The sequence below is a fragment of the Polaromonas potterensis genome (assembly GCF_033446725.1).
Taxonomy (GTDB): Bacteria; Pseudomonadota; Gammaproteobacteria; order Burkholderiales; family Burkholderiaceae_C; genus Polaromonas.
Window position 1 is genome coordinate 371795 of sequence record NZ_JAWQLX010000003.1, and the last position, 14515, is coordinate 386309.

A 14515-nucleotide genomic window follows, 5' to 3' on the forward strand; every position below is an offset into this window, starting at 1 on the left:
TACAACGACTCTCAGTTTTTCTCAATCGGCATGGATACCGGCGCGTTTGACAATGTCGCTCCAGACCTTCTGTTCGCTCGTGATGAAGGAGGCAAACTCACTCGACGGCCCACCGCCGCCCACCGCGTTGTCCGTCGCAAAACGGACGGTCACCGCCGAGGACTTCAGCGCTTTGAGCGACTCTTCCTGCAGGCGTTTGACCACATCGGCCGGTGTGCCGGCGGGCGCCAGAATGCCGTACCACTGCGAGGTCTCGAAGTTCTTGAAACCCATCTCGGCCACCGTGGGCACCTCCGGCATGGCCGAAATACGTTGCTGGGTGCCTACGGCAATGGCGCGCAGCTTGCCGCTTTTGATATGCGCACTCAAGGCAGGCAAACCGGCCGAAGAAGCCTGGGTCCGGCCCGAGAGCAAATCCGTCAACTGCGGGCCGGTGCCTCGATAAGGAATGTGTGTGATGAACATGCCGGTCACCAGCTTGAGGTACTCCATCGCCAGATGGCCGGCACTGGCATTGCCGGCCGAGCCGTAGTTGAGCTGGCCGGGGTTCTTCTTCACATAAGCCACAAACTCCTGGAAGTTTTTGGCCGGCACGTCGGGATGGATCACAAACACATTGGGCACCTTGGCGAGCAAGGTCACGGGCATGAAATCCTTGTTCACGTCATAGGGCTGGTTTTTCAGCATGTAGGGGTTGACGGCCAGGGTGCCCACATGGCCCAGGATCAGGGTGTGGCCATCGGGCGTCGACTTCGCCACCTCCTGCATCGCCACCGTGCCGGCCCCGCCCGGCTTGTTCTCGACATACACACTTTGCCCCAGCTGCTTGCTGAGTTCGGCGGCCACGGAGCGGGCGACAATTTCGGAGGTGCCCCCAGGCGCAAACGGCACCACAAAACGAACCGCCCGGGACGGCCAGGCTGCTTGGGCCATGGCTGCGGGCAGCAGCAGCGCCGAAGCGCCCAGGCCAGCGACCTGCAAAAGGCTGCGCCGTGACATTGAATCGTTCATCATGCTTTGTCTCCTTGTCGTTATGTCTCTCAGCGAAATTTTTCGCCCGCAGGCCCGGCCTTCAGAACTGGTAGCGGCGCAAGCCCCCATCGACAGGAATCACCGCACCCGTGATGTAGCTGGCCAGGGGCGAGGACAGAAAACACACCAGGTTGGCCAGGTCTTCCGGCTCGCCATAACGGCCCACAGGAATTTCGTTGTCACACTGCCACTGGCGGTACTCCGGCGTGTAGTTGCGGAAAATTTGCTCAGAATGAATCCGCCCGGGCGGAATGCTGTTGACCGTGATGCCATTCTTGCCAACCATGCGGCTCAAACCCTTGGCCCAGCTGTGGATGCCGGCCTTGGCACAAAACGCGCCATTGACATGGTCGGGCTCGCTCTTGCCGGTGATATTGATGATGCGGCCCCAGTTGCGCGCGATCATCTGGTCCAGCAAGGCCTGCGCTACCTGGCGCGGGCGATGAAAATTCAGGGTGATGGCTTCCTGCCAGCGGTCTTCGCTGACATGCAGATCGGCGAAAGAGCGTGAGCCGCCCGCGTTGTTGACCAGGATGTCCACGCCGCCCAGGCCGCCCAGCGCGGCATCGGTCAGGGTTTTGGCGGCATCTTCGGCATACAGGTCGGATTCGATGACCACCGGCCTGTGCCCGCCGCGGCTGACAATTTCGTCGGCCACTTCGTTGAGAAGCCCAACACGCCGGGCTGAAATCGCCAGCCTCACGCCTTCGGCTGCCAGAGCCAGCGCAATGCCCCGCCCTATGCCGGTGCTGGCGCCCGTGACCAGTGCTGTTTTTTCTCTCAGTTGCAAATCCATGGTGTTTCCTCGTGGCGGACGGTTGAAAGCGTTAGCCCCGAAATCTAACGCTGAACCCCAGCTTGAGAAAGCAGGCAGACGGCATACGGCCATCACGAATCGTGATGGCTGCGGCCTCAGCCTGCCACACTCACACGCTGACCAGCCGCGCCCCGACCCAACGCCCGGAGCGCACCGCCTCGTTCGCACAATCGGTCAGCACCACACGCGCGGCCAGACCGGCGGGCGAAAGTTCATCGTCCGACAGGCTGCACAAGGCATTCGCGCGGCGTGCCAGCGTGTCGGAAATTTCCGTCAAATGAAAACGCTGCGCCGCATCGGCAAAACGACTCACCGCCGCCCAGGGCTGCAAGGTGTGGCCCAGGCCGCTGTCCACCGCGTCCATCAGCATGGCCAGCGAGTCAATCTCCGCCACCAGGGTCGGTTTGCATTTGGCCCGGGCAAAAGCGCCTTCCAGCGTGCTGCGCAAACCGTGCACACCCGTGGGCAAGATCAGCGGCACGCCAGCCAGCTGCGCCACACTGATACGTTTGAGCGGTTTGCCCACCAGGGTCCGGCGTGACTGGATCAAAAACAATTTTTCCTCCAGCAGCGGCATCACACTCCAGCGGCGACCGGCCTGGGTGTTGAACAACATGGCCAGGTCCAGCTGCCTGGCGTTGAGCATGCCGGTCAAATGGCCCGACAGGCTTTCGACCATGTGCAGGCGCACGTCGGGGTACCGTTCACGCATGGCACGAATCAGCGGCAGGCCCAGCACGGCGGCAGTGGTGGGAGCCATGCCCACGCTGACGCTGCCCGACAGGCGCGAGTGCTGCGCCGCACGCGCCGCTTGCTCCGCATGGCGCAGCACCAGTTGCGCTTCGCGAAAAAAAGCCAGCCCGGCCTCGGTCGGTGTCACCCCCTTGGGGCTGCGCTGCAGCAGACGGGTCGACAACTCGCTTTCAAGCCGGCTGATTTGCTGGCTGAGCGCCGATTGCACCAGGTCCAGGTCCAGCGCGGCCCGGCTGATGCTGCCGAGTTCTATCACCCGGACCAGGTAGCGCAGTTGGCGCAGTTCCATACACATTCCTTCACGCGGGTTGGATCATCACTTTTTGTGATGCCCGTGATCATCGCACGGGCCGATCCCGGAACAGGCTCAGCTGGGACGCCGTGTCAGGTGCCTGGCGGCGTGTTTGCGACTTGCTCTGGCGCCGGTATCCGGCTCAGTTCCGCGCGCATCAAGGGCAGGTGTTGTGGATACTCGCGTTGCATAAATTCCACCAGCGCCTCGCGCACATGGCAACGCAGGTCCCAGTTCTGGCCCGAGCTGGCCGAGGTCACCAACAAGCGCAGTTGGATGGCGCTGTCGCCGGCTTCGGTCACCTGCAGCTTGCACAGCCGCCGATCCCAGTCGGGCGAGGCCTCGCAGGCGCGCTGCGCTTCGGCACGCAGTGGCGCCAGCGGCATGCGGTAGTCCACCCACAAAAAGACCGTGCCTATGATGTCGGCGCTTTTGCGCGTCCAGTTCTGGAAAGGATTTTCGATAAACCACTGCAGCGGAATGACGAGTCGGCGTTCATCCCAGATTTTCAGCACCACGTAAGTGCCGGTGATTTCTTCGACCCGGCCCCATTCGCCCTGAATAACCAGCACGTCGTCGAGCCGGATCGGCTGTGCCAGCGCAATCTGCAGCCCGGCGATCAGGTTGCTGAAAATCGGACGCGCCGCAATCCCCGCGATGAGCCCAACCACGCCGGCAGAAGCCAGCAGGCTGGCGCCAAACTGGCGCGCGCCCGGGAAAGTCATCAACATCAGGGCCAGCCCGGTCAGCAACACCATGAACATGGCCGTGCGGGCCAACATGCGGGTCTGGGTATGGATGCGGCGGGCCTGAAGATTGTCTTCGACATCGACCGGGTGCAAACTGATCACGCCTTGCGCCACCCCACGTGCTGCACGCATGCCCAGCCAGGTCAGCGCCAGCAACAGCAACAGGCCATTGACATGGCGCACACCGGCGATCAAGGGAAAATCATCGGGCGCGCCCTGCCAGACGGCCTGCAGCGCGATCAGCGGCAGCAACAAGCGGGCGGGCGCCTGGCAGTGACGGACCACCGTGGCCGCCACCGGCATGGAACGTGTCAGGCGTAGCACCAGGGCCGAGCCCACGCGATGAACCCCCAAGGCCAGCGCGACGGCGAGCACCGCGACCAACAGGATACGCAGCGACGAATTGTCCGCCCAGGCCAACAGGTCCATCAGTTCAGGAAAATTCATGGGAAGCGCCGTCAAGCGACGCGGGGCCTGACTTTCGACGCAGCCAGCTTGGCATGTTGACGCGCGGTTTGCACATCGGCATCAAAGGCCAGCGCCACGCCCATGCGGCGTTTGACAAAACTTTCGGGTTTGCCGAACAGGCGAACGTCGGTGTTGGGCACCCGCAGCGCCTCGGCCACCCCGTCAAACACCACACCTTGTGCATCCACGCCGCCGTAAATCACGGCGCTGGCACCCGGGCTTTTCAAGGCCGTGTTGACCGGCAGGCCCAGGATGGCGCGCGCATGTAATTCAAATTCGTTTTGCCACTGCGTGCACATCGTCACCATGCCGGTGTCGTGCGGACGCGGGCTGACCTCGCTGAACCAGACATCGTCCCCTTTGACAAACAACTCCACCCCGTAGAGGCCCAGGCCCGACGGTTGGCCGTCATGTCCCAGCCCCAAGTTGTCGGTGACGGCCTTGCAGATGTCGCGGCTCTTTTGCAGCGCGGTGCTTGCCATGGGCTGCGGCTGCCAGCTTTCCACATAATCGCCGCTGACCTGCACATGGCCGATGGGCTCGCAGAAATGGGTCTCGATCTGACCGTTGGCGCCCATGGCCCGTACGGTCAGCAGGGTGATCTCGTAATCAAAATCTATGAAACCTTCAACAATCACGCGGCCATGGCTGACACGCCCGCCGGCCATCGCGTGGTCCCAGGCGGCGGCCACATCGGCGGGGCCGGAAATTTTGCTCTGGCCCTTGCCCGACGAACTCATCACCGGCTTGACCACGCAGGGGTAGCCAATTTTGCTGTCGATCGCGGCCTGCAATTCGGCCAGCGAATCACAAAACACATACGGGCTGGTTGGCAGGCCCAGGGTTTCCGCGGCCAGACGGCGTATGCCTTCGCGGTCCATGGTCAGGCGCGCGGCCCGCGCGGTGGGCACCACACGCACCACACCGGCGGCTTCGAGCTCTTCCAGCATGGGGGTGGCAATGGCTTCAATCTCGGGCACCACCAGATGTGGCCGATCTTTTTCGATCAAGGCCTTGAGCTGCGCCGGATCACTCATGGTGATGGTGCGCGCATGGTGCGCGACCTGCTGGCCGGGCGCGTTGTCATAACGGTCGGTGGCCGTGGTTTCCACGCCCAGGCGCTGCAAGGCAATCAACACCTCCTTGCCGAGCTCGCCGGAGCCGAGCAGCATGACTTTGGTTGCATGGGGAGACAAGGGGGTGCCGAATGTAGTCATGGGATGTACCGAAAGTGAAGAAACAAGGGTCAAGAGACGGGCGCAAGGGATAGCGCCAGACGCCGCAGCAAACACTTTACTGCACCCGGCCCAGCGCCGACGGCTCAACCCCCCACATCCAGCGCGCCGCCCGGAATTTAACCTTACAAATCAGCCGCCCAGGCGCTTAGGATAACAATCGTTCGCATTAACCCATCCGTCTTTTTTTCGTCTTTTTCTTTAGAAAGTCGCTTGTGACCCCAACAACGCCAGCAGCCCCCTCCCCCAGCGATGTCTCCAGCCCGGCGCCGGCGCGCAAACGCCGGCCGCCACGGCGAGTGGAAGTCAGCCGCGTCGAAGTCTTGAGCCCGGCCATGCGCCGCATCACACTGACCGGCGCGGAACTCGAAGGCTTCGCACCCGCCGGCCCGGCCAGCTACCTCAAGCTGATCTTTCCGGAACCCGGACAAACCGAACCGACGCGCCCCCTGCCCGACGGCCCGCGCGCGGTGTCCATGCGCACGTACACGCCGCTGGCGGTCCGGCCCGAGACGCTGGAAGTCGACGTCGATTTTGTGCTGCACGGCGAAGGCCCGGCCTCGACCTGGGCCGCGCAGGCCAAGGTCGGCCAGGTCTTGTTCCTCATGGGGCCCGGGCCCGGCTACACGCTGGATGCCGAAGCCACACAACACCTGCTGATTGCCGACGACAGCGCGCTGCCGGCCGTGGAAACCATTCTGGCCGCCTTGCCTGCCAGCGCCCGCGCCCTGGTGCTGCTGGAGGTGATCTCCGCCGCCGAGGAGCGCCCGCTGCACAGCGCCGCGCAACTCGAGGTGATGTGGCTGCCACGCGGCAATGACCACCGCGCCGCCGGTCTGCCGCTCGAAAAAGCATTGCGCGCCCTGCCGACCATCCCGGTTGACGCACGTATCTACCTGGCTTGCGAAGCCGCCGCCATGCGCCGCCTGCGCAAGCTGCTGACCGACGCGCTGGGCATCCCGCGCAGCCAGATCGTGGGCCGGGGCTACTGGAAACTCGACGAGGTCAACCACCCCGACCACGACTACGGCGACGACAGCTAAGACCTGTCCATCCAACATCCGGGATGGGCAACAATAGGCCCATGCGCCATCCTCTTGTCGAGATCCGGGGCCTGAGCAAACGTTATGGCCAAGCCGTGGCGGTTGACGACCTGTCGTTTGAAATCGCGCCCGGCGAATGCCTGGGCGTCATAGGCCCCAACGGCGCTGGCAAAACCACCACCCTGCGCATGTGCCTGGGGTTGGCGACACCCGACGCCGGCGCCATCTCCTACCATCTGAACGGCCAGAGCGCCGGTTTGCGTATGCCCCAGGACGCGCTGGCCATCAAGGCCAAACTAGGCGTGGTGAGCCAGTTCGACACGCTGGACCCGGACTTCAGTTGCGCCGAAAACCTGCAGGTCTATGGCCGTTATTTCGGCATGCGTGCGGCGCAAATTCGCGCCCGTGTGCCCAGCCTCTTGGCGTTTGCCTCGCTGTCGCACAAAGCGAACAGCAAACCCGGCGAGTTGTCGGGCGGCATGCGGCGGCGCCTGAGCCTGGCGCGCGCCCTGGTCAACGACCCACAACTGCTGCTGCTTGACGAACCCACCACCGGACTCGACCCGCAGGCGAGGCACCTGATGTGGGAGCGCCTGCAGTTGCTGCTGCAGCAGGGCAAGTCGATTTTGCTGACCACCCACTTCATGGACGAGGCCGAACGCCTGTGTTCGCGCCTGCTGGTGCTGGACCATGGCAAAAAAATCGCCGAAGGCCAACCCAAGGCCTTGATCGCCCAACACCTGGAGCCCGATGTGGTCGAGGTGTATGGCGTCGGTGCGCTGGCCCTGGCCGAAGCCGCGGACTACGCCGGTTTGCGTGCGCTGGCCGCGCGCGTGGAGGTCAGCGGTGAAACCGTGTTTTTCTACACCCAGGACGCACGTCCCTTGCTGGACCGGCTGGCCGCACACGTCCATTGGCGCACCCTGCACCGTCCCGCCAACCTGGAAGACCTGTTTCTCAAACTGACAGGCCGCCAGATCAGGGAGGATGCGTGATGTCCCAACAGGAAGTCCCCACCATGTCGACCACCGAAGCACCGAATGGGGGGGGGCAATCCATCTGGCGCAAGCCGGACCTGTCCAGCCGCTGGTGGCCCGTCTTCATGCGCAACCTGCTGGTCTGGCGCAAGTTGGCCATTCCCAGCCTGATCGGCAACATTGCCGAGCCGCTGATGTGGCTGGTGGCTTTTGGCTACGGCATGGGTGCGCTGGTCGGCGAGATCAAGGTCGGCAGTACCGCCGTGCCCTACATCCTCTTTCTGGCCAGCGGCTCGATTTGTATGAGCGCGATGAACGCGGCGAGTTTCGAAGCGCTGTATTCGGCGTTTTCACGCATGCATGTGCAAAAGACCTGGGACGGCATCATGAACGCGCCGGTCAGCCTGGACAGCGTGTTGCTGGCCGAGATGTTGTGGGCCGCCTTCAAGGCGCTGTTCACCGTCACCGCCATCCTGGGCGTGATGCTGGCCCTGGGTATCAGCCACAGTCCCAAGCTGTTGCTGGCCTGGCCGATCTTGCTGCTGGTCGGCATGATGTTTTCCTGCATTGCGCTGATCTTCAACGCGCTGGCCAAGGGTTACGATTTTTTCACCTACTACTTCACCCTGGTGCTCACGCCCATGATGTTTCTGAGCGGCGTGTTTTTCCCGCGTGAACAGTTGCCGACCGTGGTGCGCATCATTTCCGACTGGCTGCCGCTGACCAACGCGGTCGAGATCATCCGCCCGTTGTTCATGGACCAGTGGCCGGCCGCACCCGCGCGGCATGGCCTGGTGCTGGTGGTCTACACCGTGCTGGCCTTCTGGGTCGCGCTGGCGCTGACACGCAAGCGCTTTCGGAGTTAAGGCCGCCCAGCAGCGCCAGCCCGGTTTTCTTAAGAAAAATCGGGCTCTAGCCCAGTCAGGACGGGCGCAAGCAGCTATCGATTAAATAGCGTTTCATCCACCCTTCAATTTGCGGCGAAACAATAAAACAGCCCGGCGCTGCCGGTCGCCTTGAGCAGGTCCGGGCTGCAGCCGCGTGTGGCGTGGGAAGCGTTCCAGGACTTGGCCGCAGCGGAGTCGTCCAGACCCTTGCGGTCGTGATGACCCACAATCGCCGAGCCCGCGCCGCTCTCGGTCCAGTTGCCGCAGGTCGTGTCGCCAGCCGCCATCGCCACGCGGCCGTCCGGCGTGGAGCCGGTCAACATGTCGTGCATATTGACCGGGTCGCCACTGCCGCTGACCAGCTCGCCCTTTTCGCTCAGCGCCGTTTGTTTGCTCAGTTGGTTGGCACCATGCAACTCATCCACATGGGTCGCCACCACCACGCCCTTGGCGTTTTGCCAGGGGCCGCGGCCTATACGTTCACGTGCGTTGACCGCCGGGCTGGTGGCGCTGGCCGTGGTGCTGAGGTAGGCACGCCAGTTTTTGCCGCCGGCATTAACCGTGCTGGCAAGCTGCTTGCAATAGGCATCAGCACCGGCCAGTCCGCCCAGGTCGCCGCCCTTGCCCGGGTTGGTGCTGGTCACAAAGAAGCTCATCGGGCTCTGCGACATCCAGGACATGGACCCGCAGGCGCCCAGCGCTGCGAGGACCGGGACCAAAAGGGCGAGTTTCATACGTGGGTGCATGGCGGTCTCCTTGAGTGGCGGGTTTGCAAAATGGGCGTGAGCGTGCACGATACTCCGACCGCCCACGCGATTCAAGTGCCGATGCAACAAGCACCCGCAGGCGCTGCCCGCGTAGGGGGTGGGGTCTGTCGAGCAGCGAAGTGAGGTGCGGATTGCGCCCAAAACAGGCTCGGACCGGGCTACGGTGCCCGCAGCATGCGCGCCGGAACCACCCCGCGTTTTCCGTTCTCCAGACTGACGTCGTAGCTGATCTCCGGGCCTCGCGGTCCGTCGACCTGCCTGACTTGAATGACCCGTGCCCGGATCCATTCACGGCCGTATCTGGCCTGGACGATCTGGCCCACTGCGAACTCCGCGGCTGGCAGGCTCTGGGCCGCCTGGCGCGCAGCGCCGGCCGCTCTACTCGCCTGCGCATGTCCCGGCTGAGCAGACGCGGCTTTCGCGCCTTTGCCCGATGTCGGACACAGCACTTCCCACTGCTGTGAAATGCCCAGTCCACCGCTGGCGTTGTCGCGCCCGACCATCTTGCCCGCAGCATCGCGCCATTTGCTACGGCCGGCGCCGATGTCGCGGTTGTCCCAAATGCCGGCTAACGTATAGGTCTTGCCATCAATCGGCGTGATGCGCCCGGCCGTGCAATCGGCCGTGGCCCGATAGACCTTGTTCAGGTCCTCAGCCGCAAGCTGGTCCTTCACACAGTTTTTGTCGTCGGGCTGCCAGTTGGCGCACCAGCCCTGAACCTCGGCACGCGTGATCCTCGCCTCGGCCACGGCCCTGGCCGTACCGATGCCCGACTTCGAAAAGATCGTCGGGTTGACGCACTTGCTGCAGAGCGCCAGCCAATCGGTCTGCGCGCCGGCGATCGTTGCTGCACCAAACATCACAAGACCTGCAAGTACCGTGATTGCGGTGCATCGCATACGCATCGTCTTTGGTTTGAACATCCTCGCCTCCATGAAGAAGGAGTCCCGCCCTTGATGGAACATGTGCCTTGCCTGGCACGTATAGATTGTAGGGGGATGACAACCCGACGTGCCACCCGCGTCAGAAAAAAGGCCCCCCTGCCGGTCAATCACGACTGCCGAAACGACCCGGTCTGGAGACTGCAGCAGCAGATGGAGTCGCTGCAGGAGGGGCCGCTGAAGATTCGGTTTCTCCGGGCGCCCGGCCCGTCAACCAGCAGCGCCGACGGACTCTTACTTTACGACACATTAGATACAAATATGCCTGATTACCGAAGATGCAATTTCGTGCCTGGCTGACAAGCCGGAATGGACGGTTGGGGAGGCTGGAGCCTCCCTGATTCAGCCTTCTCCAATACTTGTCAGTGGCACGGAAACCCGGCTGAACAGCCTCCCCTGTTTGGTGGATTCCCGTCTGGGGGACGACAGGCTATAACTTCTCAAGGCCAGGAAATGCTTCCTGAAGGAACGATATTTGTATTTATCTGTTTTCAGGCCCAGGATGAATTCGTGCCAATGCCGGGTCGGGTGCCGGCCTCAACCAGGGAGGTCAATCCATGAAGCACGGCAAGGTCCGGACCTCTGCACGAAGGCATCAGCCATCCGTGTCCAAGCGCGACGCTACCATCGATTCGCGGCCTCTGACCGGTCCCGAGCAACCGTACACCAGCGATCAGCCGTTTGTGGTCCGCCCCGTCCCGCTGGTGGATGACGCGTTCAGCTGCCCGCCCCAAATTTATGACCCGGCTGCCAACTTCATCGTGGACTCGGCCCTAAGTGACCTGGGCAGCGAATACCAGGCACTGATTGGCCCAAGCGAGGGCTCCGATACCAAACCGGAAGACGTGGATCCAACGGCAGCCCAGCTCGAAGCTCTCGAAAAATCGAGGCAGGCTGTTTGCGCCAGATTCAACGCGAGGATCAAACAGATCAACGAACAGATTGCCAGGCTGCAGGCGATTGCGCACCCGCCTCCGGAGGGAGAGCCGCATGATTGAGCCCCGCAACCACATGGGCTGGCTTGGCGCGCTGGTGCTGGGCGCCGCCCACCTCCCAGCCCTGACGACGCCCGGGCCAACGGGGTCGGCACCAATCAGCTATCTATTCAATAGCTACCTGCGTCTGCCCCATGCGGGCTGGAGGTCTGAAATGCATATGAAATGAGCAAAACCAGCCAGGTGCTTCCTGGTGTTCATATGCAGGCCATCAGGCCGCGCAGATGCCGCTGGCAACGACCACCCGATCACACACGGGTCACTCGGAGCAGTTCACCTTTTGCGTGGCAGTGCGGCGCACCCGAATTCGGTTTCCAGTTTCAACGCTTGAGTGCCTCCATGGACACATGCAGCGTGATCTCATCACCAATCAGCGGCACAAAACGGCCCAGGTTGAAGTCGCTGCGGCTGACCTTGCCGGTGGCGTTGAGCCCGCAGGCCGGTTTGCGCAACATGGGATGCATCATGCATTTGAAGTGGGTCACGGTCAGGGTCAAGGGCCGGCTGATGCCCTTGACGGTCAGGATGCCTTCAACGGCTATGACGTCATCGAATTTGCCAAAACTCAGGCGTGTGGACTTGAAGGTGATCTGGGGAAACTTGTTGGCGTCAAAAAACGTCTCGCTGCGCAACACCTGGTCAAACATACGCGAGCCGGTGCTGACCGACTGGACATCAATGGCCACCTCCACGTTGCCGACCTGGTTCTCCAGGTCCAGCGTGACCGTCGCATCCACTTTATCGAACCGGTCGCGTTGCATGCTGTAGCCCAGGTGGTTGAACTCGAACCAGGCGAAGGTGTGATCGGGGTCGCCCTCGTACACATCGACCGCCGCCAGGGCGGGCGCCAGCGCCCCCACACAGAGCAATGCGGCAAACAACTTTTTCATGATCCACTCCCATAACTAGGGCTTGAGCACCAGATGAAACTGCACCGTCACTTCGTTGGCCACCACACCGACATCGCCCCAGGGGCCGCCGCCTATCCCGAAGTCCAGGCGCTTGATCACCAACGTCCCCTCCAGCACCGCCTGCTGGCCACCGGGTTTGAGCTGGGCGCTCAGCACCAGCGGCCGGCTAACACCCTTGAGGCTGAGCACGCCGCTGACCTGAAAGCGGCCGCTACCCTGCGGCTGGAGCTGACGCATCTCGAAATACGCCTCGGGATAACGCTTCACATCAAACCACTGCGCGCCCGACACCTCCTCGTCGACCTCGCGCAGGCCGGTGTCAATGCTGGCCAGCTTGATACGCAGTTGCCCCTTGGCGGCGGCCGGCGCCTCAGGATCAAACACCAGGCTGGCGTCAAAGCTGCGAAAAGTGCCGTCCACCGGCACGCCCATTTGCCGCGAGGTAAAACGCAGGCTGCTGCCGGCCAGGTCCACCTGGCGGTACTCCACGGCCTGGGCGCCGGGGCAGGCCAGCAGCAAAACCATGGCGAGCGCTTTCATGAGCCGGCCCGGGTGAAACGAAACATCCGGTCCAGCACACCGTCCCGGTTGATGAAATGGTGCTTGAGCGCCGCCGCCACATGCAGGGTTACCAAAGCAAGCAGGCTGTAATTGAGAATGCGGTGCAGCGCTTCCAGAAACAGCCCCAGCGCTTCGTTGCGCGCCAGCAGGTTGGGCAACGCCCAAAGTCCGAAATAAACCGTGGTCACACCCTTGGCCGAACTCATCAGCCAGCCCGAGACCGGAACACAAGCCATCAAGAGATAAAGCAGAAGATGGCTAGCGTGGGCCGCGCTGTGCTCCCAGGCCGGCATGGCGGCCGGCAACGGCGGTGGTTTGTGCAGGCTGCGCCAGATCAGACGTGGCAACAGCAGCGCCGCGACGCTGATACCTATCCATTTGTGGAAAGAATAAAGCTGGAGTTTGAGCGGGCTGAGTGGCAGGCCGACCATGTACAGGCCGAGCGAAAACCCCATCAGCACAAGCAGGGCCATAACCCCGTGCAAAACCATCGCGGTGCGGGTGTAAGGACGACGGTCAGAGCTGTCAGGCGCAGGCTGCAAGCGGCTCTCCAGGGCGAAGGCAAAGGTGTCTTCGCGGCCATTTGACGCCATCCCCGCGGTCAACGCAAGGGGCCCGCGCCGCAGCATTTGCCCAGCAGGGCAAACCGCCGCGGCGGCTGAGAAAGCCCTTTAGAGGTCGAAGAAAACCGTTTCCTTGTCGCCCTGCATCCGGATGTCAAAACGGTACACCACACCAGCGCCAGTGACTTCGCGTTTGGCGATCAGGGTGGCACGGCGCTCGGCCGGCACGCTGGCCAACACCTCGTCTTGCGCATTGGCCGCAGCCTCGTCGTCAAAATAAATGCGCGTGAAATTGTGCACCAACATGCCGCGCGCGGTGATGCAGACCGTGACATAGGGTGCCTGGCCGGGCGCCCCGACACCGGGTTTCACGGTGTTGAACACATAGTGGTGTTTGGCAAAGGTGCCGGTGCCGCAGCGGCCAAAACCGGTGAAGCCGCTGGTCGCCACTTCGGCCGGTGTGCGGGCAAATTGTCCGTCCGCATCGGCCTGGCTGATTTCAACAATCGCGTCATGGATGGTGTTGCCGGCGCCGTCAATCACCTGGCCGGTGATAACGATGTGTTCGCCCTTGGCATGTGGCTGCGCCAGCACCGGTGTGAACAGGCTGGGGAAGTCGTAAGCGTATTGGGTGGGCGTGAGGCCGTAGGCGAAAAAAGGGCCCACGGTTTGTGAAGGGGTTTGCAGCAGTTTGCTCATGGTGTGCTTTTCCGGATCATTCAAAATTTATTCAAAACGCGTGGCCTGGGGGCCGCGCAGCACGATGTCAAACACATAACCGAGTGCAAAGTCGGGCTCGGTCACATCCAGGCTGAACTTGGACACCATCAGCTCACGCGTCTTCTCGGGCGCACCCATGTACATCGGGTCAAACGGCAGCAGCGGGTCGCCGGGGAAATACATCTGCGTGACCAGGCGGCTGGCAAAGTAGTCACCGAACAGCGACAGGTGGATGTGATTGGGCCGCCAGGCGTTGGGGTGGTTGCCCCAAGGGTAGGCACCCGGCTTGATGCTCAGGAATTTGTAGCGGCCGTCGGCATCGGTCATGCAGCGACCGGCGCCCAGAAAATTCGGGTCCAGCGGGGCGTTGTGCTGGTCGGCCTTGTGCACATAACGGCCGGCGGCATTGGCTTGCCAGATTTCGACCAGGGTGTTTTTCACCGGACGGCCGTCTTCGTCGCTGACACGGCCGGTGACGATGATGCGTTCGCCCAGCGGCTCGCCGTTTTTGATGCTGTTGCGGGTCAGGTCGTGGTCCAGCGGGCCCAGATCGTCAGTGCCGTACACCGGCGCATTCATTTCGGCCAGCGCCTGTTTGATAGGCAGCAGCGGCTTTTTCGGCCCGCGCAGCGCGGTCGACTTGTAGCCGGGATACACATGGTCAGGATGGGCGGACCAGTCACGCGGTGACAGGTAATCGGTAGCGGGGCTTGCGGCCATGGGGGGACTCCGGAGCGAAAGGTGGAAAGAAGCATCCGCCTGGGGCTGGATGAGGAATGGGAGGACTTTACCTACCCTGAATGG

17 protein-coding genes are annotated in these 14515 nt (G+C 62.7%); 5 read left to right on the forward strand and 12 right to left on the reverse strand.

The features are described from left to right. Positions 1-21: 21 nt before the first annotated feature. The 5 genes from R6254_RS07790 to purT all read right to left on the reverse strand — a co-directional run bounded on the left by R6254_RS07790 (position 22) and on the right by purT (position 5328). The gene (locus R6254_RS07790; RefSeq protein WP_318405744.1) at positions 22-1014 is read right to left on the reverse strand and encodes a Bug family tripartite tricarboxylate transporter substrate binding protein; all 993 of its coding nucleotides are present in this window, start codon (positions 1012-1014) and stop codon (positions 22-24) included. Between the two features lie 58 nt (positions 1015-1072). Next, entirely contained in the window at positions 1073-1828 is a 756-nt protein-coding gene (locus R6254_RS07795) for an SDR family NAD(P)-dependent oxidoreductase (protein ID WP_318405746.1), read from the reverse strand. A 130-nt stretch (positions 1829-1958) separates the two neighbouring features. Next, on the reverse strand, positions 1959-2891 hold the full coding sequence (locus R6254_RS07800) for a LysR substrate-binding domain-containing protein (RefSeq protein ID WP_318405747.1): 933 nt from the start codon (positions 2889-2891) through the stop codon (positions 1959-1961). A gap of 95 nt (positions 2892-2986) precedes the next feature. Then, positions 2987-4090, reverse strand: a complete 1104-nt coding sequence (locus tag R6254_RS07805; protein WP_412103128.1) for a mechanosensitive ion channel family protein — start codon at positions 4088-4090, stop codon at positions 2987-2989. A gap of 11 nt (positions 4091-4101) precedes the next feature. Continuing rightward, positions 4102-5328, reverse strand: coding sequence for a formate-dependent phosphoribosylglycinamide formyltransferase (gene purT / locus R6254_RS07810; RefSeq protein WP_318405749.1), 1227 nt, complete (start codon positions 5326-5328; stop codon positions 4102-4104). Between the two features lie 233 nt (positions 5329-5561). Between purT and R6254_RS07815 the strand changes: the two genes are divergently transcribed. The 3 genes from R6254_RS07815 to R6254_RS07825 are packed head-to-tail and all read left to right on the forward strand — an operon-like array spanning position 5562 to position 8232. After that, complete coding sequence (locus R6254_RS07815) at positions 5562-6389, forward strand: siderophore-interacting protein (RefSeq protein WP_318405751.1); 828 nt, start codon at positions 5562-5564, stop codon at positions 6387-6389. Between the two features lie 41 nt (positions 6390-6430). Then, a complete protein-coding gene (locus tag R6254_RS07820) occupies positions 6431-7384 on the forward strand; it encodes an ATP-binding cassette domain-containing protein (protein WP_318405753.1) in 954 nt (317 codons plus the stop codon). 23 nt (positions 7385-7407) lie between these two features. After that, entirely contained in the window at positions 7408-8232 is an 825-nt protein-coding gene (locus R6254_RS07825) for an ABC transporter permease (RefSeq protein ID WP_318405754.1), read from the forward strand. A 104-nt stretch (positions 8233-8336) separates the two neighbouring features. On the opposite strand, the gene R6254_RS07830 is transcribed toward R6254_RS07825, so the two are convergent. After that, the gene (locus R6254_RS07830) at positions 8337-8999 is read right to left on the reverse strand and encodes a hypothetical protein (protein WP_412103129.1); all 663 of its coding nucleotides are present in this window, start codon (positions 8997-8999) and stop codon (positions 8337-8339) included. 179 nt (positions 9000-9178) lie between these two features. Next, positions 9179-9985: a hypothetical protein gene (locus R6254_RS07835; protein ID WP_318405756.1), complete on the reverse strand. Its 807-nt coding sequence runs from the start codon at positions 9983-9985 to the stop codon at positions 9179-9181. A 533-nt stretch (positions 9986-10518) separates the two neighbouring features. Between R6254_RS07835 and R6254_RS07840 the strand changes: the two genes are divergently transcribed. Beyond that, positions 10519-10959, forward strand: coding sequence for a hypothetical protein (locus R6254_RS07840; protein WP_318405758.1), 441 nt, complete (start codon positions 10519-10521; stop codon positions 10957-10959). After that, positions 10952-11125, forward strand: coding sequence for a hypothetical protein (locus R6254_RS07845; protein ID WP_318405760.1), 174 nt, complete (start codon positions 10952-10954; stop codon positions 11123-11125). Before R6254_RS07840 ends, R6254_RS07845 begins: the two co-directional genes overlap by 8 nt. 151 nt (positions 11126-11276) lie before the next feature. On the opposite strand, the gene R6254_RS07850 is transcribed toward R6254_RS07845, so the two are convergent. From R6254_RS07850 to pcaH, 5 genes are all read right to left on the reverse strand, one after another. Further along, a complete protein-coding gene (locus R6254_RS07850; RefSeq protein WP_318405762.1) occupies positions 11277-11846 on the reverse strand; it encodes a YceI family protein in 570 nt (189 codons plus the stop codon). A 15-nt stretch (positions 11847-11861) separates the two neighbouring features. Next, a complete protein-coding gene (locus R6254_RS07855; RefSeq protein WP_318405764.1) occupies positions 11862-12407 on the reverse strand; it encodes a YceI family protein in 546 nt (181 codons plus the stop codon). After that, positions 12404-13021, reverse strand: coding sequence for a cytochrome b (locus R6254_RS07860; RefSeq protein ID WP_412103130.1), 618 nt, complete (start codon positions 13019-13021; stop codon positions 12404-12406). Before R6254_RS07860 ends, R6254_RS07855 begins: the two co-directional genes overlap by 4 nt. A 78-nt stretch (positions 13022-13099) precedes the next feature. Continuing rightward, positions 13100-13690: a protocatechuate 3,4-dioxygenase subunit alpha gene (gene pcaG, locus R6254_RS07865; RefSeq protein WP_318405766.1), complete on the reverse strand. Its 591-nt coding sequence runs from the start codon at positions 13688-13690 to the stop codon at positions 13100-13102. 27 nt (positions 13691-13717) lie between these two features. Next, the gene (pcaH, locus tag R6254_RS07870) at positions 13718-14431 is read right to left on the reverse strand and encodes a protocatechuate 3,4-dioxygenase subunit beta (RefSeq protein ID WP_318405768.1); all 714 of its coding nucleotides are present in this window, start codon (positions 14429-14431) and stop codon (positions 13718-13720) included. Positions 14432-14515: the final 84 nt, after the last annotated feature.

Bases quoted from the DNA above. Each gene is read 5' to 3' on its own strand.
- R6254_RS07800 (WP_318405747.1), bottom strand. From the start codon at position 2,891: ATGGAACTGCGCCAACTGCGCTACCTGGTCCGGGTGATAGAACTCGGC.
- pcaG (WP_318405766.1), bottom strand. From the start codon at position 13,690: ATGAGCAAACTGCTGCAAACCCCTTCACAAACCGTGGGCCCTTTTTTC.
- R6254_RS07855 (WP_318405764.1), bottom strand. From the start codon at position 12,407: ATGAAAGCGCTCGCCATGGTTTTGCTGCTGGCCTGCCCCGGCGCCCAG.
- R6254_RS07860 (WP_412103130.1), bottom strand. From the start codon at position 13,021: ATGGCGTCAAATGGCCGCGAAGACACCTTTGCCTTCGCCCTGGAGAGC.
- R6254_RS07830 (WP_412103129.1), bottom strand. From the start codon at position 8,999: ATGCACCCACGTATGAAACTCGCCCTTTTGGTCCCGGTCCTCGCAGCG.
- R6254_RS07840 (WP_318405758.1), top strand. From the start codon at position 10,519: ATGAAGCACGGCAAGGTCCGGACCTCTGCACGAAGGCATCAGCCATCC.
- R6254_RS07825 (WP_318405754.1), top strand. From the start codon at position 7,408: ATGTCGACCACCGAAGCACCGAATGGGGGGGGGCAATCCATCTGGCGC.
- R6254_RS07805 (WP_412103128.1), bottom strand. From the start codon at position 4,090: ATGAATTTTCCTGAACTGATGGACCTGTTGGCCTGGGCGGACAATTCG.
- R6254_RS07850 (WP_318405762.1), bottom strand. From the start codon at position 11,846: ATGAAAAAGTTGTTTGCCGCATTGCTCTGTGTGGGGGCGCTGGCGCCC.
- R6254_RS07790 (WP_318405744.1), bottom strand. From the start codon at position 1,014: ATGATGAACGATTCAATGTCACGGCGCAGCCTTTTGCAGGTCGCTGGC.
- R6254_RS07845 (WP_318405760.1), top strand. From the start codon at position 10,952: ATGATTGAGCCCCGCAACCACATGGGCTGGCTTGGCGCGCTGGTGCTG.
- pcaH (WP_318405768.1), bottom strand. From the start codon at position 14,431: ATGGCCGCAAGCCCCGCTACCGATTACCTGTCACCGCGTGACTGGTCC.
- R6254_RS07795 (WP_318405746.1), bottom strand. From the start codon at position 1,828: ATGGATTTGCAACTGAGAGAAAAAACAGCACTGGTCACGGGCGCCAGC.
- R6254_RS07835 (WP_318405756.1), bottom strand. From the start codon at position 9,985: ATGTTCCATCAAGGGCGGGACTCCTTCTTCATGGAGGCGAGGATGTTC.
- R6254_RS07820 (WP_318405753.1), top strand. From the start codon at position 6,431: ATGCGCCATCCTCTTGTCGAGATCCGGGGCCTGAGCAAACGTTATGGC.
- purT (WP_318405749.1), bottom strand. From the start codon at position 5,328: ATGACTACATTCGGCACCCCCTTGTCTCCCCATGCAACCAAAGTCATG.